This window comes from Pseudomonas sp. Marseille-Q5117 (assembly GCF_946901175.1).
Classification (GTDB): domain Bacteria; phylum Pseudomonadota; class Gammaproteobacteria; order Pseudomonadales; family Pseudomonadaceae; genus Aquipseudomonas; species Aquipseudomonas iranensis.
In genome coordinates, this window is sequence record NZ_CAMPPP010000019.1 from 19,414 (window position 1) to 40,042 (window position 20,629).

Below are 20,629 nucleotides of genomic sequence, written 5' to 3' on the forward strand. Positions count from 1 at the left end.
ACCGGGTCGACGAACCTGCGGCGCAGCTTTTACCCTGACCCGGCCCTTGCGCAGGTACTCCCTGTACCCGTAGGTCACTCCGACCCTGTATCAGTCAGAACATCCCGGCCCCCTGGTCATGCACCGACCCTCATCGGGCGATGCAATGGAAAGCAGCGGGGCGCTGCTTTCGTGTTCGAAATCGTTGCGCGTCCTGCGTCAGTACCACTTAGGATCTTTCTTCAGGGTTTCCATCAGCAGATCCTGCATGCCCTGATCAGGTTTGCCGAAGAAGCGATAAGTCGCGTGTCGCGTCGGCGACTTGTCCTGCGGCAGACCTTCCGGCACATCGACCAGCATGGCGTAGGCGTCATCCTTGTCGAAGCTGAAGGCCACGATCAAACGGTGATTCAGACACTTGTCCTGACTCTCGCAGAGCGGGCCGACCAGATACTGATCGCCATCTTCCGTAACGGCATGCATCTGTTGTTCGGAGGTGCCGGACAGGTTGATCACCCATTCCGGTACGCGCTCTTCCTTTTTGATCACGCCTTCCCAGGTTTCACGGTACTGCGCGTCGGAGGCGAGCAGTTCGTTGACCCGGGTCTGGCCGTCATTGGCCGCCATGGCCATGGCACTGCCGCCCAGAAGCAGGGCGGCGGCCAATGTCTTGAGACCGATCATCGTTAACCTCGGCCGCGACGGCCAAAGAAGAAGGAAGCGATGAACATCACCAGGAACACGACAAAGAGAATCTTGGCGATACCCGTGGCGGTGCCCGCGATACCACCGAAGCCCAGAACGGCGGCGATGATGGCAATGATCAAGAATGTAATTGCCCAGCTCAACATGGTGATTCTCCTTACTTCTCTATTTAGGGGTGTTTCCGGTTTCCGGCGCTACGCGCCCGAATGTGTTCAAAGGCTTAGAAAACCCAGCGCTCTTCCCGTGGCAATTGATCCAGCGGTTGCGCCTGGTCGACATCGATCATGTGCATCGAAGCGTTCTCGGCCTGGCTGCTGCTCACGGCACTGAAGTGCGTTTGAGTGCTGTGCTGCATCGAAATCAGTGGCTCGGGTTTGCGGCTGTTTTCCCAGCTCATGTACTGCTGGCAGACGATCAGGGTGATCAGCAACGCCAGTACACCGAACAGACCTTGCTGGATCTGCAGTGGCGAAATACGTACTTGGGCGGCGATTGGGCGAGTCATCCTGTGTTCCTCACGCTTGTTCGGTTGGGGCAGTGCTGTTCTGCCCGGGCTGAGTAAGGTATTGCAGCCTGCATGCCAGTTTTTTAATCTGTGAAAAAACCAATAAAAACAATAAGTTATACGTGATTGAGAAATTTCCTAAGACGCATCCTGCACGATGGCTCTTCTGCGGTCGTGCGCAATGCACGATTATTTCGTGGGAAATTTCGATGATATGGAATTGCTACCGGTACGCAGATGTCAGAAGAGGACGCAGGATCTGCCCTGCAAAACGCAGAATGCTTTAAAACTCAACGAAATCAATGAATTGGCCGTTATGGCAGTAGAGAGCTACCCTCCTATGGCTGGTATCGTTCAGAATCAACCATGCAACTTGCCCGATTTTTCCGGGACTAACCCAAGACTAATCACTATGGAGCGTAGGAAAAATGGAATCTGCCACTGAGCAACAAGGCCGCATTCTGCTGGTGGACGATGAATCCGCCATCCTGCGTACGTTTCGTTATTGCCTCGAAGACGAAGGCTATACGGTAGCCACCGCCAATAGCGCGGCCCAGGCCGATGCTTTGCTGCAACGTCAGGTCTTCGATCTGTGCTTCCTTGATTTGCGCCTGGGCGAGGACAACGGTCTCGACGTCCTCGCGCAGATGCGCATTCAGGCGCCGTGGATGCGCGTAGTGATCGTCACCGCCCATTCGGCGGTCGACACCGCCGTTGATGCCATCCAGGCCGGCGCCGCCGATTATCTGGTCAAGCCGTGCAGCCCTGATCAACTGCGCCTGGCCACCGCCAAGCAGCTGGAAGTGCGCCAGCTCTCCGCGCGCCTCGAAGCGCTGGAAGGCGAGATCCGCAAACCGAAAGACGGTCTCGATTCCCACAGCCCGGCGATGAAAGTCGTGCTGGAAACGGCCCGGCAGGTCGCAAGCACCGACGCCAACATTCTTATCCTTGGCGAGTCCGGCACGGGTAAAGGTGAACTGGCCCGTGCGATCCACGGCTGGAGCAAGCGCGAGAAGAAATCCTGCGTCACTATCAACTGCCCGTCGCTGACTGCCGAGCTGATGGAAAGCGAGCTGTTTGGCCATAGCCGTGGCGCGTTTACCGGCGCCAGCGAAAGCACGCTGGGTCGAGTCAACCAGGCGGACGGCGGCACGCTGTTTCTCGACGAGATCGGCGACTTTCCGCTGACGTTGCAGCCCAAGTTGCTGCGCTTCATTCAGGACAAGGAATACGAGCGGGTCGGCGATCCGGTCACTCGCCGCGCCGATGTGCGCATCCTCGCTGCGACCAACCTCAATCTCGAAGACATGGTCCGCGACGGACGTTTCCGTGAAGACCTGCTCTATCGCCTCAACGTCATCACCCTGCATCTGCCGCCCCTGCGCGAGCGCGCCGAAGACATCCTGACCCTCGCCGATCGTTTCCTTGCGCGTTTCGTCAAAGAGTACGCACGCCCAGCGCGCGGCTTCAGCGATGAGGCCCGGGAAGCACTGCTCGGTTATCGCTGGCCGGGCAACATTCGCGAACTGCGCAACGTCGTCGAGCGAGCCAGCATCATCTGCCCGCAGGAACGCGTGGAAATCAGCCACCTGGGCATGGCCGAACAACCGGCCAACAACGCGCCACGGGTCGGCGCGGCGCTGAGCCTGGACGAGCTGGAGAAAGCGCACATCGGCGCGGTGCTGGCCACCGCCGGCACTCTGGATCAAGCGGCGAAAACCCTCGGCATCGACGCCTCGACCCTGTATCGCAAACGCAAGCAGTACAACCTGTGAGCACTGCGCGATGAAACTGGCGATCAAGCTGCGCACGCGCCTGTTCCTGAGCATTTCTGCGTTGATCACCGTGGCCTTGCTCGGGCTCTTGCTCGGGCTGGTCAGCGTGATGCAGATGGCCGGGTCACAGGAAGCGCTGGTGCGCAGCAACTTCGTCACCCTGGATCTGGGGCTCAAGCTGCGCCAGACCCTCGGTGATCAATTGATCATCATGCTCGCCGAAAAACCCGATCCCGTTGCGTTCGAAGCGTCCAAACAGCACTACTTCGAGTTGCTCGACCAAGGCATCGCCCAGCAGCCGGAGGGCTATGACCAGCCTTACGGTTTCCGCCAGGCCAAAGCCGACTACCTGAACTTCCTCGCCTCATTCGACGTGACCGCCGAAGCGGCGAAGAACGCCAGCACCACCGCGGATTTCCGCGAGCGCTTCAACATTCTGCGTAATGGCCTGATTGCTGAGCACAAACATGCGCTGGAAACCATTAACGCGGTCCAGCACGCTGCCCGTGAACGCGCGTTGCTGATTGCCGGGCTGCTTGGCCTGGTCGGGCTGGCGGTACTGATCATCGGTTTCGTCACCGCCCAAGGCATCGCCCGACGCTTCGGCGCGCCGATCGAAGCGCTGGCCAAGGCTGCCGACAACATCGGCCAGGGCAACTATGACGTGACCCTGCCGATTTCCACGGCCATGGAAGTCAACCTGCTGTCGCGACGCTTCGGCCTGATGGCCGAGGCGTTGCGCGAACACCAGGCGATGAATGTCGACGAACTGTTGGCTGGTCAGCAGCGCTTGCAAGCGGTGCTCGACAGTATCGACGACGGTTTGTTGATGATTGATCGCCAGGGCCAGCTCGAACACCTCAATCCTGTGGCTCAGCGCCAGTTGGGCTGGGAAGACGACCGGCTCGGCCAGGGCTTGGGCACCGCACTCGGGCGCCCGGAGCTGGATGCGCAACTGCAATTGGTCCTGCGCGGCGGCACGCTGGAGCGCGCGCCGGAAGATCTGAGCATCGAAGTCGATGGCGAATCGCGCCTGCTGACCTACAGCCTGACGCCGGTCAGTCATACCCAGGGGCATATTCTCGGCGCGGTGATGGTGCTGCACGACGTCACCGAGCAACGCGCGTTCGAGCGCGTGCGCAGTGAGTTTGTCTTGCGCGCTTCCCACGAGCTGCGCACGCCGGTGACGGGCATGCACATGGCCTTCGGGCTGTTTCGCGAGCGGGCCAAGTTCCCGGCGGAATCGCGCGAAGCCGACCTGCTGGATACGGTCAACGAAGAAATGCAGCGTCTGATGCAGTTGATCAACGACTTGCTCAACTTCTCGCGCTACCAGAACGGCCTACAGAAACTCACTCTGGCGCCATGTTCCATTGAAGACTTGCTGGAGCAGGCGCAGCTGCGCTTTGCCGACGTGGCTGCGGCCAAAGGTGTTGCGCTGAACGTCGAGATTCAAGGCCCGCTGCCGAGGTTGCAGGCTGATCAGGCGCAACTTGATCGCGTCCTCGACAACTTGATCGACAACGCCCTGCGGCACACCGCCCGCGACGGGCAGATCCGTCTGCAGGCACGCCGCCATGGCGAGCGGGTCATCATCAGCGTCGAAGACAATGGCGAAGGCATTGCCTACGGCCAGCAGGGGCGGATTTTCGAGCCGTTCGTGCAGGTCGGGCGCAAAAAGGGTGGTGCCGGCCTTGGGCTGGCGCTGTGCAAGGAAATCGTCCAGCTGCACGGCGGGCGCATGGGCGTTTATTCGCGGCCGGGGCAGGGCACTCAGTTCTACATGGCGCTGGCGGTTTAGGCTTCATCGTCCATACGCCGTCCGGCCAGGCGTCGTCCACGGGTGATCAGTTCAATGAACTGCACGGCGCTCAGTGCGTGAGCGAACAGCCAGCCCTGACCGAACTTGACCCCCTCACTGCTGAGCAGCGCTGCCTGGGATTCCAGCTCGATACCTTCGGCAATCACTTTCAGATCCAGCGCCTGCGCCATGTGAATGATGTGCGGAGCGACGCCGCTGCTCGCTGCGTCATGGCCCAGCGCATCGATGAACGCCTTATCGATCTTCAGGCAGTCCACTGGCAAGGTCTGCAGATAGGCGAGGCTGCAATAGCCGGTGCCGAAATCATCGATCAGCACCTGATGGCCAACGTCGCGCAAGGCTTGCAGGTTTTCCCGCGCCACCACCACATCGATCAGACCCCGCTCGGTGACTTCGAAGGCTATCTGCCGCGCGGCGACACGGTGCAGCGCGAGCAGCCGCGCCATGACCTGGCCGATGCGCGGCACCATGACATCGCAGGCCGCGAGGTTCACCGAGATATACAGCTGCGGATTGGCGCGCAGTAACTGACCCAGCTGTTCGAGCAGACGCTGCAAGACGAAGTCGGTCATCTGCCGGATCTGCCCGGTGTTCTCCGCCATGGGAATGAACAGGTCGGGGCTGGTCAGCGTGCCGTCCGGGCGCCGCCAGCGCAGCAGCGCTTCGGCGCCGACGCAGTTGCGGCTGTCGAGATCGAAGATCGGCTGATACAGCACCTGCAACTCACCCCGGCGGATCGCCCCGTGCAGCTCGGCATCCAGCGACTGGCGCTGACGCACCAGCAGCAAGGTCAGAAAGCCGACAACGGCCCCGGCGATCAGGCACACCGGCAACAGCCACCACCACACCGCCGGGACGTGCATGCCCGTGCGCGGCGTAATCAGCACCAATTGATATTCCGGGTTGTCGGTGGGCATGCGATAGATCAGCCGCGTTTGCGTGACTTGCAGCGCATCAGGGCTCTTCGGTGGCCAGGGTTCGGTCGGTGGCCAGGTCTGTGCGGTGCCGAGCACCGGAATCGCGCGAGTGCCGTGATCGAGTACCACCAGCAGGCTGCTGCCGGACGACAGATCGACCATGTCGGTCAAATGCCCGCGCGAGGTAGCGACACGAAAGTTGCCGCGACCGAGCATCAGCGCCGCGCGGTTTTCATCGGGTTCGGTGGTGGTATTCAGCCAATAGCTGTAGGTTGGGCCCTGAATGTCCGGCGCGCGCACCAACGACAGTCCTTCCTGGCGTGGACGGTTGGAGCAGAACCGCGAGGCGTCCATGTACGCGGCTTCGTAGACGAAGCGGTAGTTGAAGGTGACTTGCTGCAAGGTCGCGATCATTTCTTCGTCGCAGCCGCGCAAGGGCTGGGCTTCAAGGTCGTCGAGACTTTCGCGCAACTGGCCGAACAATTGTTCGAGGCGCGCGAGGAAACGCTCGCCTTGGGCGTTCATTTCCTGGCTCTCGCGCATTTCCATCTGGCGCATCGCCGCGAACATACCGCCGGCGATCAGCAGGCTGGCGCTGAGGACAGCCGCGATCATCGCCAAAAAAACAGGGCGATAAAACCAGCTACGCAGCGTCTCTCGGGTCGCAGCCATCAGGGATTTTCCGAAGAATTACCATGAGTTATAGCTGCTGATTGCGATTTCGCCCTTACCGTCGGGCGGGCGTCATTATTTTGTCTGATTGAGGACCAAAAGAAGTGCCGCGGTTTGTGCATCCGGGGTGCCGTCGAAGCGGGCAGGGCGGTAATGCATCTGGAACGCGGCGAGGACATGGCGCGTGGCGACGTCCAGTTCGCCAGTCTGCGGCGTGTCGTAACCCAGACGCGCGAGTTGCGCCTGGAACCAGCCGATCTCCGGCAACGGGTTGCTGTTGAACACCGCCTGCTGACGCGCCACTGCTTGCTCGTTCGGCCACAGGCCGAGACCTTCGGCGGCGAGACGTTTCCAGGGGAACAGTGGCCCCGGATCAAGCTTGCGCAACGGCGCGATGTCACTGTGACCGATGATGTGCCGCGGGCTGATGCCGTTGCGTTTGCTGATGTCCTTGAGCAGGGTGATCAACGACTGGATCTGCGCTTCGCTGTACGGATACCACAGGCGCCCGGTCGGGGTGTCCTTGTAGCCGGGATTGACGATTTCGATGCCGATGGAACTGGAGTTCAGCCAGGTACGGCCCTGCCACTGACTTTCGCCGGCGTGCCAGGCGCGCTGGTTTTCGTCCATCAGCTTGTACACGGTGGCGCTCTTGTCATCGCCGATCAGGTAATGGCTGCTGACGTCGCCATGGGTCAGCAATTGCAGCGAACGCTCCAGCGACGCCGAGGTGTAATGCACCACAACGAACTGGATGCGGCTGTCGTAATTGGCCGAAGGGTGGGTGGTGTCATAGCGCGGACCGCTGGCGCAACCGGCGAGGACGAGCAGCGAGGCAACAAGGGCAAGGAATTTCATGGCAGAGGACGATACGCTGAAAACGATAATGCAACAGTGTAACGTACGGATTTGCTCAGAGTCCGCCAGCGGGCGGATTTAAACAAAATGGAACAATTGCCTTAGCCGAGCTCGACTCGGTTGCGCCCGGCGTTTTTTGCTCGGTACAGCGCCTGATCGGCTCTTTTCAGCACCAGATCGCTGTGTTCTCCCACCCGGAATGACGCGAGTCCCATGGAAATGGTGATAGTCACTCGCTCGCCCTTGAAATGAAACGGGCATGCTTCGATCGCCGCGCGCAGGGTTTCCAGCAGTTTCGCGCCCACCGCTGGTGGCGTCGCGGGCAGCAACAGCACGAACTCTTCACCACCAAAACGGGCGATGAAATCCGAGCCGCGCAGGCGTTTGCGCAATACCGTGGCGATGATCTTCAGCACTTTGTCGCCGGCCAGATGGCCGTAGCTGTCGTTGATCCGCTTGAAGTGATCGAGGTCGAGCATGGCCAGGCTGAGGGTGTTGCCGTGCTGCTGCCATTGCTGGATTTCATGCTCGAGGCGCTCGCTCCACGCCGCGCGGTTGGGCAGGCCGGTGAGCGGATCAATCAGGGCTTTCTGCCGCTGCTCTTCTAGGTGTTCACGGAAGCCCATGGCTTCCTGCTCCATATGCGCCACGCGCTCCGACAGGCTCTTCAACCTGGCGGCGACTTCCTGCTCGCGGGCGTCGCGCTGCTTCTGGTGCTGGTCCATCGTTCCCAGCAGGCCTTCCAGATGATTCTCCAGCACATGCTTGAGGTCATCGAGGTCGGCTGCTTGCTGGACGCTGCTCTGCAAGCCGTCGACCTGCTCGCGAATCTGCGTGTCCATGGCCCGCGCCGCCGAGCTATTGTCGGCATGCCCTTCGCTGGCCGCTTGCAGGTTGCTCTGAAACGCTTCGAGGCGTTCGTTGAGTTGCTGCAGATAGGCTTCGAATTCGTGCTGACCGCTGTCGGTAATCGCCAGCATCAAGGTTGCGAGATCGTCGAGGATCGGTAGCAGTTCGTACCAGTTGAGCCCGTGTTTGAGCCGTTCGCGCATGGCCTCGGCTTGCGGCCGGTGGCGCTCGGGCAGGGTCAGGTCGTCGAGCAGGCCGATCAGCGTGTCTTCGATATGTCGGGCCACGGAGCTGTAGGACGGCTCCGGAGAATCCGGCAGCGCGAAGAGGATGTCGTGCTCCGATTGCTCCGGGTCGATGGCGGCCAAGGCCTGAGCAATCGGCTCGGGCAAGGGCAGGCTGTCGAGAGTCAGCGGGAAAGGATCGCCGGGGTGGCTCAGTTCGTCGGGGTTGAACGCCTCGGTTGCTGGCGCAGCGACGGTCATCTCGGTGTCAGCGGCTGGTTCAACCTGCGCTGGCTCGGCTTCAACGGCGACCACAGGCGCAGCGAACGCAACGACTTGCGGCTCATCAGGCGGCGTCTGGACAGGCGCCTCGATGACGGTCTCGGGCGCTGCGATCGCTGGCTCCACGTTGGCCACCGGTGCCGATTGCGCAGGCTCCGGTTCAGGTTGCCGGGCTTCGACCGGTTGCGGCACTGGTGTTGCTGGTATGTCGGCCGCCGGTGCAGCGGCTTCCTCACCGTCACGGCTGCCAAACAAACGCTGCAACAGCCCCGGCCGGCCAGGCTCGGCAGGCGTTTCCAACTGACTCAAGGCCTTGCCCTGCAAGCCACTGAGTTCGCTCAGCAGCAGCGGCATTTCCCGTGCCTGACCGACGCGGCTGTCCAGTTGTTTGGCGAATTTCTTCAGCGGTTGCGCGACTTCGCGCGGCAGTGGCAGGGCCTGCAACTGGGTGACCAGCGCGGTCAGCGCGGTGCTGACCTGATCAATGCGGGTCTCACGGCGCTGCTCGGAGTCGAGCACGGCTTTTTCCAGACGCGGCAGCAGGGCGGCGAGGCCGGCGTCCATGTCATCGGTACGCACGACTTCGCGCATTTCTTTCATGCACTGATCGACGACCTTGTCGGTGCCCTCGGCCGCCAGCGTGCTGCGCACCAGACCGCGCCGCAGCAGGTCGAGCCGCGCGGCCCAGCGGCGCTCGAGCTTGTCCTGCTGTTCGATGCTCTTGAGGTACTTCTCTTTCCAGCGCTGGGCGTCGTCGCTCATTCACAGGTTCCGCGAGGGGCAGGGCTCAACGCGGGCAATGCGTCAGCCGTGAGCGAACCCGGCAGACGAATTTCCACCGCGACCGGCAGGTGATCGGAAATGGGCTGGGCCAGCACCTCGACCTTTTCCAGGGTCAGGGTCGGGCTGAGCAGAATATGATCAAGGCAACGCTGGGGGCGCCAGCTGGGGAAGGTCGCTTCCACCTGCGGGGCCAGCAGGCCGAGATCGCGTAACGGCGAGTGTTCGAGCAGGTCGCTGGCATGGGTATTCATGTCGCCCATCAGCACCTGATGCTTGTAACCGCTGATCAAATCACGAATGTAGGCCAGTTGCAGGCTGCGCGTCCGCGCGCCGAGGGCCAGGTGCATCATCACCACCACCAGCGCTTCCGGACCTTCGCCGAAGCGCAGCAGGATCGCGCCGCGACCTTTCGGGCCGGGCAGCGGGTGATCCTCGATCGCCCACGGCTTCAGGCGACTGAGCACGCCATTGCTGTGCTGGGCCAGTCGACCGAGGTTGCGATTGAGTTGTTGATACCAGTAGGGAAAGGCGCCGAGGTGGGCCAGATGTTCGACCTGATTGACGTAGCCCGAACGCAGGCTGCCACCATCGGCTTCCTGCAGCGCGACCAGATCGAAGTCGCCGAGCAGGTCACCGATCTTCTGCAGATTGCCGGAACGCCCGGTGTGCGGCAGCAGATGCTGCCAGCTGCGGGTCAGGTAATGCCGATAGCGCTCGGTGCTGATGCCGACCTGAATGTTGAAACTGAGCAAGCGCAGACGCTGGTCTGCGGGCAGGCCCGTAGACGCCAGATGATGCTCGTTGACCTGCGGATCATGCAGGCCAACGATGCGTTCGGACTTCCAGCGGCGCATGGCGAATGCCGCGCTTAGTTGGCAGCAGCCTTGTTCGCCGCTCGCTCTTTGGCGACCAGATCGTCAGCCAGTTTCAGGGCTTGCTCGGCACCACCGGCAGAGCCGATGTCGAAGCGGTATTTACCATTGACGATCATGGTTGGCACGCCAGTGATTTCGTACTTCTTCGCCAGCTCACGGGCCTTGATGATCTGGCCTTTGATAGCGAACGAGTCGAAGGTGGCGAGGAACTTGTCCTTGTCCACGCCTTGAGTGGCGAGGAAGTCAGCCATGTCGTTCTTGTCGGTGAGCTTCTTGTGTTCTTTCTGGATCGCGTTGAACACGGCGTTGTGCACCTGGTGCTCGACACCCATGGCTTCCAGGGTCAGGAACATCTGGCCGTGAGCGTCCCATGGGCCGCCGAACATGGCAGGAATGCGCACGAAGTTGACGTCGGACGGCAGTTTTTCAACCCATGGATTGATCACCGGCTCAAAAGCGTAGCAATGCGGGCAGCCATACCAGAACAGCTCGACCACTTCGATTTTGCCAGGCTCTGCCACCGGGACCGGGTTGGCCAGTTCGACGTAAGGGGCGGCAGGGGCTTCAGCGGCCTGGGCGGTGACGCCGAACAGGCTGGCAGCGACGAGGGCGGCGCTGATGATCAGATTACGCATGCTTTACTCCTGAACAATTTGGGTCGCCTCGCTCGACCTGTTGCGACACAGATCCTGGCGGGCATGAGTGCTGTAGTGTAACGGCAGCGGCCACAAAAAAGGGCGGCCAAAGCCACCCTTTTTATACTTGCTGCGAAGGATTAATCGAGCGTTAACGTGGCCGGCGCTGCGCGCCTCGTTCAGCCCTCGATTCAGGGCCTCAGTGCAGGCCCTGGATGTAGCTGGAAACCGCAGCGATGTCTTCGTCGCTCAGCTTGCGTGCGATGGTGCGCATGGTCATCGCGTCGCCGTCGTTGGCGCGACCGCCGTCTTCCTTGCGGAAATCGGTCAGCTGCTTGGCGATGTATTGCGCATGCTGGCCACCCAGATGGGGGAAGCCTGCTGCAGCATTGCCGGAGCCGTTCGGCGAGTGGCAGCCGGTGCAGGCTGGCAGACCTTTTTCCAGGTTGCCGCCACGGAACAGCGCTTCACCGCGAGCGACGATCTTCGGATCGGCGGCGCCGACGCTGCCTTTCTGGCTGGCGAAGTACGCGGCGATGTCGGCCAGATCCTGATCATTCAGGTTGGTCAGCAGCCCGGTCATTTCCAGCACCACGCGCTTGCCCGACTTGATGTCGTGCAATTGCTTGTCGAGGTAGCGTTCACCTTGACCTGCCAGTTTCGGAAAGTTTGGCGCCATGCTGTTGCCGTCCGGGCCATGGCAGGCTCCGCACACGGCAGCTTTGGCCTGGCCTGCTGCGGCATCGCCGGCAGCATGGGCGAGACCTGAAATTCCCACGGTCAACAGCAGACTCACGATCAATTTGTTCATCAGCTAATCCAACTACGGCTAAGGGTTAAGTTATGGACCGGGCTTACTCTCGCTCATCCAAAGGATGATGGCCTGGTAATCCTCGGCACTGCAGTCCATGCACAAACCACGCGGCGGCATCGCCTTGAAACCCTGGGTCACGTGTTGCACCAGCGTCCCCATACCTTTCGCCAACCTCGGCGTCCAAGCTTCCTGATCGCCTCTTGCGGGCGCCATGGGTAGTTGGCCGGAATGACAGGCACCACAAACACGGTTGTACACAGCTTCCGGATCCTGTGTAGCCTGTGCGCTGTAAAGCGGCATCAAGACTCCGGCAGCCAGCAGCCATTTCGTCATAAAACGACCTTTTCAGGGTTGAGAGCGTTCTGCGTTCTAATGCGCAATCAAAGTCTGTCGCTCTCGTGAACTTCATCCTTCGCTGGGACAAAGCACACACAAAATCTGCGGCATTATATACTGGCGTCACTGAAACGGAAGCGACACCGCGTTCCGCGCCCAATCCCGGCGCCGCCCACATCGGAAATCCCATGCAACTCAAGAATCCCATCCTCGGCCTGTGCCAACAGTCCACGTTCATGCTCAGTGCCGCCAAAGTCGATCAATGCCCAGACGACGAAGGCTTCGAAGTGGCGTTTGCCGGTCGTTCCAACGCTGGCAAATCCAGCGCGCTGAACACCCTGACCCACGCCAGCCTGGCGCGCACCTCGAAAACTCCGGGTCGCACACAGCTGTTGAACTTCTTCAAGCTAGACGAAGATCGCCGTCTGGTCGACCTGCCGGGGTACGGTTATGCAAAAGTACCGATCCCGCTCAAGCAACACTGGCAGCGCCACCTCGAGGCTTACCTCGGTGGTCGGGAGAGTTTGAAAGGTCTGATCCTGATGATGGACATCCGCCATCCGATGACCGACTTCGACCTGCTGATGCTCGACTGGGCCGTCGCCGCCGGCATGCCGATGCACATCCTGCTGACCAAGGCCGACAAGCTCACCTACGGCGCAGCCAAGAACACCTTGTTGAAAGTACAGTCGGAAATCCGCAAAGGCTGGGGCGACTCGATCACCATCCAGTTGTTCTCCGCACCAAAACGCATGGGCCTGGAAGAGGCCTACACTGTACTGGCCGACTGGATGGAACTGGCAGACAAAAACACCGAGGCCGCTGCCGAGTAAATTCAGAATGGGGAAAAATTGGTTGTGATGTGGCCAGGCAAGGCAAAAGTAGCGCTAAAACGGCCGGGGTCGCGCTCGACTTTAGGGTACCTAAATGAGCATTTTTAGCGATGCTTTTAACGCAGCATGGCCGCGCTACAGCCGATTTTTTGGCAAAAAAAGCCCCGGATTTCATTGGGGAGGGAGAAATTCCGGGGTTCAAGTTCCGAACCGCTAGGGCGGGGTTCAGATATCTGCCAACACTTAACACAACATAGGAGCATCGAAGGGCTTCACCAGCCATTCAGTACCTCTGAGTGTTCGATCGACAGATTAGTTCAGATTTTTTTCAAAAAGCTTTGGAATAGCTTCAAGCATTTATCGGTCTAAGCCCGGTTTCCGGGGCTTGCCGCGACGGCGCGTCGCGGCAACTCTGCCAATACTCAGTGCGCTTCATCCCAGTTGTTGCCCACGCCAACTTCCACCAGCAGCGGCACATCCAGTTGCGCCGCTTCGCTCATGTGCGTACGAATCTCGGCGCTGACCTGCTCGACCAGATCTTCGCGAACCTCCAGCACCAGTTCGTCGTGCACTTGCAGGATGACTCGGGCATCCAGACCCGACGTGGTCAGCCAGTTATCCACAGCCACCATGGCTTTCTTGATGATGTCCGCTGCCGTGCCCTGCATCGGCGCGTTGATCGCCGTGCGTTCAGCGGCGGCGCGTTCCTGCGGCTTGTTCGAGTTGATCTCCGGTAGGTAGAGGCGACGGCCGAAGAAAGTTTCGACGTAACCCTGATCCGCCGCCTGCGCACGGGTGCGCTCCATGTATTCGCGAACGCCTGGATAACGGGCGAAGTAGGTGTCGATGTAAGCCTTGGCGGTCTTGGTGTCGACGCCGATGTCCTTGCCGAGCTTCTGCGCGCCCATGCCGTAGATCAGGCCGAAGTTGATCGCCTTGGCGCTGCGGCGCTGGTCGGATGTCACTTGATCAAGCTCGACCTTGAATACTTCGGCAGCGGTTGCAGTGTGCACGTCGAGATTGTTGCGGAAGGCGTTCATCAGGCCTTCGTCGCGGGACAGGTGCGCCATGATCCGCAGTTCGATCTGTGAGTAGTCCGCCGCCAGCAGTTTGTAGCCCTTCGGCGCGACGAACGCCTGACGAATGCGCCGGCCTTCGGCAGTACGTACCGGGATGTTCTGCAGGTTCGGATCACTGGAGGACAGGCGCCCGGTCGAAGCCACGGCCTGATGATACGAGGTGTGGATGCGCCCGGTGCGCGGGTTGATCTGCTCCGGCAGGCGATCGGTGTAGGTGCTTTTCAACTTGCTCATCGAGCGGTGCTCCATCAGCACCTTCGGCAAGCGGTGATCGTCTTCGGCGAGTTTCGCCAGCACTTCTTCGGCGGTGGACGGCTGGCCTTTGGCGGTTTTCTTCAGCACCGGCAGGCCGAGCTTTTCATAAAGAATCACGCCCAGCTGCTTCGGCGAGCCGAGGTTGAATTCTTCCCCGGCGATTTCGAAGGCTTCACGCTCCAGCGCGACCATTTTGTTGCCCAACTCGATGCTCTGAATGCCCAGCAACTCGGCATCGACGAACGCACCCTGGCGTTCGATGCGCGCCAGCACTGGCACCAGCGGGATCTCAATGTCGGTCAGCACGCTGGCCAGACTCGGAATCGCGCTGAGCTTGTCGAACAGGGTCTGATGCAGGCGCAGGGTGATGTCGGCGTCTTCGGCGGCGTACGGCCCGGCCTGTTCCAGGGCGATCTGGTCGAAGGTCAGCTGCTTGGCACCTTTGCCGGCGATGTCCTGGAAGCTCACCGTGGTGTGGTCGAGGTACTTCTGCGCGAGGCTGTCCATGTCGTGACGGGTCGCGGTGGAATTGAGTACGTAGGACTCGAGCATGGTATCGAAGGCGATGCCGCGCACGCTGATACCTTCACTCTGATCGCCGCCAATGGCGCAGTTGGCCAGAATGTTCATGTCGAACTTGGCGTGCTGGCCGACCTTGAGTTTGTTCGGGTCTTCCAGAATCGGCTTGAGCGCGCGCAGCACGGTGTCGCGATCCAGCTGCTCCGGCACGCCGATGTAGGAATGGGTCAGCGGTATGTACGCGGCTTCGTTGGCCTGTACGGCGAACGACAGGCCAACCAGTTGCGCCTGCTGCGCGTCGATGCCGGTGGTTTCGGTGTCGAAGGCGATCAGCCTGGCGTTGCGCAGTTTTTCCAGCCAGACGTCGAAGCGGGCCTGATCGAGGATGGTTTCGTATGCTGCCTCGACAGGAGCAACAGGTGCCTCGGCTTGCGGGGCGCTGAACAGATCGCCCGCCGGCGCAGGTTCGGCCGCCGCGCTCAGTTCCAGACGCTTGGCATCGCGACCCAGATCATTGAGCCAGCTCTTGAATTCCAGCAGGGTGTACAGCTCGTAGAGTTTGGCCGGATCCTCCTGGCCCATCTGCAGATCATCGAGGCCGATATCCAGTGGCACGTCGACCTTGATGGTCGCCAGTTGATAGGACAGGAAAGCCATCTCCCGGTGCTCTTCGAGCTTGGCCGGCAAGGTTTTTGCGCCTCGGATCGGCAGGGTCGGAACGATGTCGAGGTTGGCGTACAGCTCGGTCAGACCGCCGTTGACGCCGACCAGCAGGCCGGACGCCGTCTTCGGGCCGATGCCCGGCACGCCCGGAATGTTGTCGGACGAATCGCCCATCAGCGCCAGATAATCGATGATCTGCTCCGGTGCGACGCCAAATTTCTCCTTAACGCCCTCCACATCCATCGAGCTACCGGACATGGTGTTGACCAAGGTAATGTGGCCATCGACCAGTTGCGCCATGTCCTTGTCACCGGTGGAGATGATCACCGGGCGATCGGCGGCCGCGCTGCTGCGGGCGAGGGTGCCGATCACGTCGTCGGCCTCGACGCCGTCGACGCACAGCAGCGGGAAGCCGAGGGCGATCACGCTCTGGTGCAGCGGCTCGATCTGCACGCGCATGTCATCGGGCATGCTTGGCCGGTTGGCCTTGTATTCGGCGTACATCTCATCGCGAAATGTCCCGCCCTTGGCGTCGAACACTACGGCGAAGGGGCTGTCCGGGTACTGCTTGCGCAGACTCTTGAGCATGTTCAGCACGCCTTTGACCGCACCGGTCGGCAGGCCTTTGGACGTGGTCAGTGGCGGCAGTGCATGAAAGGCGCGGTACAGGTAAGACGAACCGTCCACCAGGACGAGGGGGGCTTGGCTCATGAGCAGGATCAACCTTTTCGGCGGGTCCGGGGCTAGAATAGCGGGACCGTTGACGACAAAGGGACAAGGTTATCATGCGTACGTTAAATCGCTTGCTGCTGGTCGGGTTGATCGCTGTCTCACCACTGGCCGCGATGGCGGCGGGTGATGCGCCGGGCGGCGACCCCGAGGTCACTATCCGCACGGAGGGCGACAAGACCATTGAGGAGTACCGCCAGAACGGTTTCCTCTATGCGATCAAAGTCACGCCAAAGGGCGCGCCGCCGTACTTTCTGGTGCGCGCCGACGGGACGGATGCCAATTTCATCCGTTCGGATCAGCCGGATATGCTGATCCCGTCGTGGAAGATCTTCGAATGGAAGTAGGTTTTTAATTCACCCGGCGCCGCCCTTGCGGCGCCCGTACTGGCAGTTAAGACATGTCTGTGTTCACTCCCCTGGCTCGGCCCGAGCTGGAAACCTTTCTCGCCCCTTACGGGCTCGGCCGCCTGCTTGATTTCCAGGGGATCGCCGCCGGCAGCGAAAACACCAATTTCTTCATCAGTCTGGAGCAGGGCGAGTTTGTCCTGACCCTGGTTGAGCGCGGCCCGGTGCAAGAGATGCCGTTCTTCATCGACCTGCTCGACGTGCTGCACGAAGCCGATCTGCCGGTGCCTTACGCCCTGCGCACCACCGACGGTGTGGCACTGCGTGAACTCAAAGGCAAGCCGGCATTGCTGCAACCGCGCCTGTCCGGCAAGCACATCAAGGTCGCCAACGCCCAGCATTGCGCCCAGGTCGGCGAGTTGCAGGCGCATCTGCACCTGGCGACTCAGGGCGAACGCATGATCAAGCGCAAGACCGATCGCGGTCTGGACTGGATGCTGGAGGAGGGCACTGAATTTCTCTCGCACCTGAGCGATGAGCCGCGTGCGTTGCTGCAAAAGGCGCTGGATGAGATCACCGAGCGCAAAGACAAGATTCTCGCGCTGCCTCGGGCGAACATTCACGCCGACCTGTTCCGCGACAACGCCATGTTCGAAGGCACCCACCTGACCGGCCTGATCGACTTCTACAACGCCTGCTCGGGGCCGATGCTGTACGACGTGGCAATTGCCTTGAATGACTGGTGTTCGGACGAGGAGGGCGTGATCGATGGCCCGCGCGCCCGAGCATTCCTCGGTGCCTATGCGGCGCTGCGGCCGTTCACGGCGGCGGAAGCCGAATTGTGGCCAACGATGCTGCGTGTCGCCTGTGTGCGGTTCTGGCTGTCACGCTTGATCGCCGCCGAGCAGTTCGCCGGGCAGGATGTGCTGATTCACGATCCGCAGGAATTCGAGCAGCGCCTGGCGCAGCGGCAGAAGGTCAATACACCATTGCCCTTCGCCCTGTGAATCGATTCTGAAAGACAACCCGAACCTGTGGGAGCGAGCTTGCTCGCGAATGCGTCGGCACATTCAGCATATCCGTTGACTGGCCCACCGCTTTCGCGAGCAAGCTCGCTCCCACAGGGTTTTGCGGATTACAACGATTCCAGACACCCGGCCAGATCATTGCCGAGTTTTTCCAGCACCTGCTCATATCCCTGAGCGGTCGCCGGCGTATAACCACCCAGCGCATCCAGCTCGGCGAGTTTCACCGGCAAACCGGCCACCAGGGTTTCCGCCAAGCGCGGACGCAATGGCGGCTCGCTGAACACACAGGTCTTGCCCACTTCCTGCAAGCGCTTGCGCATCGCCGCGACATGCTGGGCGCCGGGCTGGACTTCAGTAGCGACGGCGAACACCCCGGCGTGCTTCAGGCCATAAGCGTCTTCGAAATAATCAAAGGCCTCGTGAAAGACGAAGTACGGCTTGCCTTCGACATTGGCCAGACGTGTCTTCAAGCGCTGATCCAGCGCATCCAGACGTGCATCGAAGGCTTTGGCATTGCTCTGATAACGCTGGGCATTGGCCGGGTCGGCGGCGCTGAGGTCGGCGGCCATTTTGTCGGCGATCACCCGCGCGTTGGCCGGTGACAACCACAGGTGTGCGTCCAGCGAGCCGGGGCGATGGTCGTGATCATGCTCGTCGGCTTCTTCGGCATGGGAATGGTTGTCCGCGCCGAAATGCCTCAGCTTCAGGCCCGGCAGATCCTGCACGGCGACGCTCGGCAGGCTGCGACCGCCGAGTACGCGCGGCAGGAAACCTTCCATGTCCGGGCCGATCCAGTAGAGCAGATCGACCGACTGCACCTTCCGTACGTCGGACGGGCGCAGGGCGTAATTGTGCGGCGAGGCACCCGGCGGCAGCAGCACCTCGGGAATCGCCACCCCGTCCTGCACGGCAGCGGCAATCAACTGCAACGGTTTAATGCTGGTGAGCACTTTGACCTCGGCCTGAGCCGTACCGATCAGCAGAAAACTGGCAACAAAAGCCACAAAAACAGAAAAAAGTCGGGACACGATGACCACTCAAGGAAGCGAGAACGGGTAACATAATAACGTCTCCAGCAAATCTCGTCGCCGCTCATGCCTATTACCCCGATTGCCAGCCGTCCCCACGACCACTCCCATTGCGTGCACAGCGCTTTGTCCGAGGCCGATACCTTGTGCGCGCAGAAAGGTTTGCGTCTGACCGCCCTGCGCCGCCGTGTGCTGGAACTGGTCTGGCAGAGCCACAAGCCGCTGGGTGCCTATGACATTCTCGCGGTGCTCAGCGAGCAGGACGGCCGCCGCGCCGCGCCGCCTACCGTGTACCGCGCACTGGATTTCCTGCTGGAAAACGGCCTGGTCCATCGCATCTCTTCGCTGAACGCCTTCGTCGGCTGTGTGCACCCGGAACACGCGCATCAGGGCCAGTTCCTGATCTGCCGCGAGTGCCACGCCGCCATCGAACTTGAGCAAAAAGTGATCAGTGACGCGATCATCAGCAGCGCCAAAGACGTCGGTTTCATCGTCGAAGCGCAGACGGTCGAAGTGGTCGGCCTGTGCGCCGGTTGCCAGGGGGCCTGATGAGCAACGCGCTGATCCGTCTGGAACAGGTCGCCGTCACGTTTGCCGGGCAGACCGTGCTGGACAACATCGAGCTGAGCGTCGAGCCGGGGCAGATCGTCACCCTGATCGGCCCCAACGGCGCCGGCAAGACCACGCTGGTGCGCGCCGTGCTCGGGCTGTTGAAGCCGAATAGCGGCAGCGTCTGGCGCAAGCCGAAGCTGCGCGTTGGTTACATGCCGCAGAAACTGCATGTCGATCCCACCTTGCCGTTATCAGTGCTGCGCTTCCTGCGCCTGGTGCCTGGCGTCGATCGTTCGCGCGCATTGGCCGCGTTGAAGGAAGTCGGCGCCGAACAAGTGATCGACAGCCCGGTGCAGAGCGTTTCCGGCGGCGAAATGCAGCGCGTGCTGCTGGCTCGGGCACTGCTGCGTGAGCCTGAGCTGCTGGTGCTCGATGAGCCGGTGCAGGGCGTCGACGTGGCCGGGCAGGCCGAGTTGTACAGCTTGATCACCCGCCTGCGCGACCGCCACGGTTGCGGCGTGCTGATGGTGTCGCACGATTTGCATCTGGTGATGAGCACCACCGATCAGGTGGTCTGCCTCAACCGCCACGTCTGCTGCTCCGGCCATCCCGAGCAGGTCAGCGGCGATCCGGCATTCGTCGAACTGTTCGGCAAGAACGCGCCGAGTCTGGCGATCTATCACCACCATCACGACCACGCCCACGACCTGCACGGTTCGGTGGTCAAAGGCCCGCTCGGCGGGCAACCTCATGTTCATGGAGACGGCTGCAAGCATGGCTGATTTTCTTTTGTATGCCCTGCTTGCAGGTCTGGCCCTGGCGCTGGTGGCCGGACCGCTCGGCTCGTTTGTAGTGTGGCGGCGCATGGCCTATTTCGGCGATACGCTGTCCCACGCCGCACTGCTCGGCGTGGCGCTGGGCTTTTTGCTGGACGTCAGCCCGACCGTGGCGGTGACGGTCGGTTGCCTGCTGCTGGCGGTGCTCTTGGTGACGCTGCAACAGCGTCAGCCATTGGCATCCGACACACTGCTGGGAATTCTTGCACCGAGCACGCTCTCTCTCGGCCTGGTGGTACTAAGCTTCATGCATGAAGTGCGGATCGACCTGATGGCCTATCTGTTCGGCGACTTGCTGGCGATCAGTCCGAGCGACTTGGCCTGGATTCTCGGCGGCACCGCGGCGGTGCTGGTGTTGCTGGTGACGCTGTGGCGGCCGCTGCTGGCGGTCACCGTGCACGAAGAGCTGGCGCGGGTCGAAGGCTTGCCGGTTGCGGGGTTGCGCTTGGCGCTGATGCTGTTGATCGCGGTGGTGATCGCCGTGGCGATGAAAATCGTCGGTGTGCTGCTGATCACTTCGCTGCTGATCATTCCGGCGGCTGCGGCACAGCGTCACGCCCGTTCGCCGGAACAGATGGCGCTGGGCGCGAGCCTGCTGGGCATGCTCGCGGTGTGCGGCGGGCTGGCATTGTCGTGGTTCAAGGACACCCCGGCGGGGCCGTCGATCGTGGTGACGGCAGCCGCGCTGTTTCTGTTGAGTTTTGTTCTGCCCCGTCGTGGGGTGTAGAC

Annotated in this window: 20 protein-coding genes; 8 read left to right on the forward strand and 12 right to left on the reverse strand. The window is 61.3% G+C overall.

Going from position 1 to position 20,629, the window contains the following annotated elements:
* Nucleotides 1–198 precede the first annotated feature (198 nt).
* The 3 genes from OC605_RS24135 to OC605_RS24145 all read right to left on the reverse strand — a co-directional run bounded on the left by OC605_RS24135 (nt 199) and on the right by OC605_RS24145 (nt 1,189).
* Nucleotides 199–663, reverse strand: a complete 465-nt coding sequence (locus OC605_RS24135) for an inhibitor of vertebrate lysozyme family protein (protein WP_016772356.1) — start codon at nt 661–663, stop codon at nt 199–201.
* 2 nt (nt 664–665) lie between these two features.
* Nucleotides 666–830 (reverse strand): DUF1328 domain-containing protein, encoded by a 165-nt coding sequence (locus OC605_RS24140; RefSeq protein ID WP_003177151.1) that lies wholly within the window; start codon nt 828–830, stop codon nt 666–668.
* Between the two features lie 74 nt (nt 831–904).
* On the reverse strand, nt 905–1,189 hold the full coding sequence (locus OC605_RS24145) for a hypothetical protein (RefSeq protein WP_024014979.1): 285 nt from the start codon (nt 1,187–1,189) through the stop codon (nt 905–907).
* Between the two features lie 428 nt (nt 1,190–1,617).
* Here OC605_RS24145 and algB point away from each other — a divergent pair, with 428 nt between their 5' ends.
* Both algB and OC605_RS24155 read left to right on the forward strand, forming a co-directional pair.
* Nucleotides 1,618–2,964: a sigma-54-dependent response regulator transcription factor AlgB gene (gene algB / locus OC605_RS24150; RefSeq protein WP_024014980.1), complete on the forward strand. Its 1,347-nt coding sequence runs from the start codon at nt 1,618–1,620 to the stop codon at nt 2,962–2,964.
* A gap of 10 nt (nt 2,965–2,974) precedes the next feature.
* Complete coding sequence (locus OC605_RS24155; protein ID WP_262139960.1) at nt 2,975–4,765, forward strand: ATP-binding protein; 1,791 nt, start codon at nt 2,975–2,977, stop codon at nt 4,763–4,765.
* On the opposite strand, the gene OC605_RS24160 is transcribed toward OC605_RS24155, so the two are convergent.
* The 7 genes from OC605_RS24160 to OC605_RS24190 form a co-directional block, all read right to left on the reverse strand.
* Entirely contained in the window at nt 4,762–6,375 is a 1,614-nt protein-coding gene (locus tag OC605_RS24160; protein ID WP_076564816.1) for an EAL domain-containing protein, read from the reverse strand. The genes OC605_RS24155 and OC605_RS24160 overlap by 4 nt on opposite strands.
* Nucleotides 6,376–6,450: 75 nt before the next feature.
* Nucleotides 6,451–7,233, reverse strand: coding sequence for an N-acetylmuramoyl-L-alanine amidase (locus OC605_RS24165; protein ID WP_262139963.1), 783 nt, complete (start codon nt 7,231–7,233; stop codon nt 6,451–6,453).
* Nucleotides 7,234–7,334: 101 nt separating this feature from the next.
* Nucleotides 7,335–9,350 carry a GGDEF domain-containing protein gene (locus OC605_RS24170; RefSeq protein WP_262139965.1) on the reverse strand — a complete coding sequence of 672 codons (2,016 nt, stop codon included), beginning with the start codon at nt 9,348–9,350 and terminating at the stop codon, nt 7,335–7,337.
* On the reverse strand, nt 9,347–10,225 hold the full coding sequence (locus tag OC605_RS24175; RefSeq protein ID WP_024014985.1) for an endonuclease/exonuclease/phosphatase family protein: 879 nt from the start codon (nt 10,223–10,225) through the stop codon (nt 9,347–9,349). Before OC605_RS24175 ends, OC605_RS24170 begins: the two co-directional genes overlap by 4 nt.
* A 14-nt stretch (nt 10,226–10,239) precedes the next feature.
* Nucleotides 10,240–10,881 (reverse strand): thiol:disulfide interchange protein DsbA/DsbL, encoded by a 642-nt coding sequence (locus OC605_RS24180; RefSeq protein WP_262139967.1) that lies wholly within the window; start codon nt 10,879–10,881, stop codon nt 10,240–10,242.
* 199 nt (nt 10,882–11,080) lie between these two features.
* Nucleotides 11,081–11,692 (reverse strand): c-type cytochrome, encoded by a 612-nt coding sequence (locus OC605_RS24185; RefSeq protein WP_186568659.1) that lies wholly within the window; start codon nt 11,690–11,692, stop codon nt 11,081–11,083.
* Between the two features lie 30 nt (nt 11,693–11,722).
* Nucleotides 11,723–12,028 (reverse strand): c-type cytochrome, encoded by a 306-nt coding sequence (locus tag OC605_RS24190; protein WP_016772347.1) that lies wholly within the window; start codon nt 12,026–12,028, stop codon nt 11,723–11,725.
* A gap of 191 nt (nt 12,029–12,219) precedes the next feature.
* Here OC605_RS24190 and yihA point away from each other — a divergent pair, with 191 nt between their 5' ends.
* Nucleotides 12,220–12,864 (forward strand): ribosome biogenesis GTP-binding protein YihA/YsxC, encoded by a 645-nt coding sequence (gene yihA / locus OC605_RS24195; protein ID WP_150637305.1) that lies wholly within the window; start codon nt 12,220–12,222, stop codon nt 12,862–12,864.
* A gap of 422 nt (nt 12,865–13,286) precedes the next feature.
* On the opposite strand, the gene polA is transcribed toward yihA, so the two are convergent.
* Nucleotides 13,287–16,091, reverse strand: coding sequence for a DNA polymerase I (gene polA, locus OC605_RS24200; RefSeq protein WP_262139972.1), 2,805 nt, complete (start codon nt 16,089–16,091; stop codon nt 13,287–13,289).
* A gap of 74 nt (nt 16,092–16,165) precedes the next feature.
* Here polA and OC605_RS24205 point away from each other — a divergent pair, with 74 nt between their 5' ends.
* Both OC605_RS24205 and OC605_RS24210 read left to right on the forward strand, forming a co-directional pair.
* Entirely contained in the window at nt 16,166–16,456 is a 291-nt protein-coding gene (locus OC605_RS24205; RefSeq protein ID WP_262139974.1) for a DUF2782 domain-containing protein, read from the forward strand.
* Nucleotides 16,457–16,509: 53 nt separating this feature from the next.
* Nucleotides 16,510–17,463, forward strand: coding sequence for a homoserine kinase (locus OC605_RS24210; protein ID WP_262139975.1), 954 nt, complete (start codon nt 16,510–16,512; stop codon nt 17,461–17,463).
* Nucleotides 17,464–17,591: 128 nt separating this feature from the next.
* Here the strand turns inward: OC605_RS24210 and OC605_RS24215 are convergent, their stop codons facing one another.
* Entirely contained in the window at nt 17,592–18,512 is a 921-nt protein-coding gene (locus tag OC605_RS24215; protein WP_262139976.1) for a zinc ABC transporter substrate-binding protein, read from the reverse strand.
* A 66-nt stretch (nt 18,513–18,578) separates the two neighbouring features.
* Between OC605_RS24215 and OC605_RS24220 the strand changes: the two genes are divergently transcribed.
* The 3 genes from OC605_RS24220 to znuB are packed head-to-tail and all read left to right on the forward strand — an operon-like array spanning nt 18,579 to nt 20,627.
* On the forward strand, nt 18,579–19,061 hold the full coding sequence (locus OC605_RS24220) for a Fur family transcriptional regulator (protein ID WP_024014990.1): 483 nt from the start codon (nt 18,579–18,581) through the stop codon (nt 19,059–19,061).
* A complete protein-coding gene (gene znuC, locus OC605_RS24225; protein ID WP_262139979.1) occupies nt 19,061–19,846 on the forward strand; it encodes a zinc ABC transporter ATP-binding protein ZnuC in 786 nt (261 codons plus the stop codon). Before OC605_RS24220 ends, znuC begins: the two co-directional genes overlap by 1 nt.
* A complete protein-coding gene (gene znuB, locus OC605_RS24230) occupies nt 19,839–20,627 on the forward strand; it encodes a zinc ABC transporter permease subunit ZnuB (protein ID WP_016772340.1) in 789 nt (262 codons plus the stop codon). Before znuC ends, znuB begins: the two co-directional genes overlap by 8 nt.
* Nucleotides 20,628–20,629: the final 2 nt, after the last annotated feature.

What these genes read in the sequence shown, in the direction of transcription:
- OC605_RS24135 (WP_016772356.1), bottom strand. Translation starts at nt 663, where the DNA reads ATGATCGGTCTCAAGACATTGGCCGCCGCCCTGCTTCTGGGCGGCAGT.
- OC605_RS24140 (WP_003177151.1), bottom strand. Translation starts at nt 830, where the DNA reads ATGTTGAGCTGGGCAATTACATTCTTGATCATTGCCATCATCGCCGCC.
- OC605_RS24145 (WP_024014979.1), bottom strand. Translation starts at nt 1,189, where the DNA reads ATGACTCGCCCAATCGCCGCCCAAGTACGTATTTCGCCACTGCAGATC.
- algB (WP_024014980.1), top strand. Translation starts at nt 1,618, where the DNA reads ATGGAATCTGCCACTGAGCAACAAGGCCGCATTCTGCTGGTGGACGAT.
- OC605_RS24155 (WP_262139960.1), top strand. Translation starts at nt 2,975, where the DNA reads ATGAAACTGGCGATCAAGCTGCGCACGCGCCTGTTCCTGAGCATTTCT.
- OC605_RS24160 (WP_076564816.1), bottom strand. Translation starts at nt 6,375, where the DNA reads ATGGCTGCGACCCGAGAGACGCTGCGTAGCTGGTTTTATCGCCCTGTT.
- OC605_RS24165 (WP_262139963.1), bottom strand. Translation starts at nt 7,233, where the DNA reads ATGAAATTCCTTGCCCTTGTTGCCTCGCTGCTCGTCCTCGCCGGTTGC.
- OC605_RS24170 (WP_262139965.1), bottom strand. Translation starts at nt 9,350, where the DNA reads ATGAGCGACGACGCCCAGCGCTGGAAAGAGAAGTACCTCAAGAGCATC.
- OC605_RS24175 (WP_024014985.1), bottom strand. Translation starts at nt 10,225, where the DNA reads ATGCGCCGCTGGAAGTCCGAACGCATCGTTGGCCTGCATGATCCGCAG.
- OC605_RS24180 (WP_262139967.1), bottom strand. Translation starts at nt 10,881, where the DNA reads ATGCGTAATCTGATCATCAGCGCCGCCCTCGTCGCTGCCAGCCTGTTC.
- OC605_RS24185 (WP_186568659.1), bottom strand. Translation starts at nt 11,692, where the DNA reads ATGAACAAATTGATCGTGAGTCTGCTGTTGACCGTGGGAATTTCAGGT.
- OC605_RS24190 (WP_016772347.1), bottom strand. Translation starts at nt 12,028, where the DNA reads ATGACGAAATGGCTGCTGGCTGCCGGAGTCTTGATGCCGCTTTACAGC.
- yihA (WP_150637305.1), top strand. Translation starts at nt 12,220, where the DNA reads ATGCAACTCAAGAATCCCATCCTCGGCCTGTGCCAACAGTCCACGTTC.
- polA (WP_262139972.1), bottom strand. Translation starts at nt 16,091, where the DNA reads ATGAGCCAAGCCCCCCTCGTCCTGGTGGACGGTTCGTCTTACCTGTAC.
- OC605_RS24205 (WP_262139974.1), top strand. Translation starts at nt 16,166, where the DNA reads ATGCGTACGTTAAATCGCTTGCTGCTGGTCGGGTTGATCGCTGTCTCA.
- OC605_RS24210 (WP_262139975.1), top strand. Translation starts at nt 16,510, where the DNA reads ATGTCTGTGTTCACTCCCCTGGCTCGGCCCGAGCTGGAAACCTTTCTC.
- OC605_RS24220 (WP_024014990.1), top strand. Translation starts at nt 18,579, where the DNA reads ATGCCTATTACCCCGATTGCCAGCCGTCCCCACGACCACTCCCATTGC.
- znuC (WP_262139979.1), top strand. Translation starts at nt 19,061, where the DNA reads ATGAGCAACGCGCTGATCCGTCTGGAACAGGTCGCCGTCACGTTTGCC.
- znuB (WP_016772340.1), top strand. Translation starts at nt 19,839, where the DNA reads ATGGCTGATTTTCTTTTGTATGCCCTGCTTGCAGGTCTGGCCCTGGCG.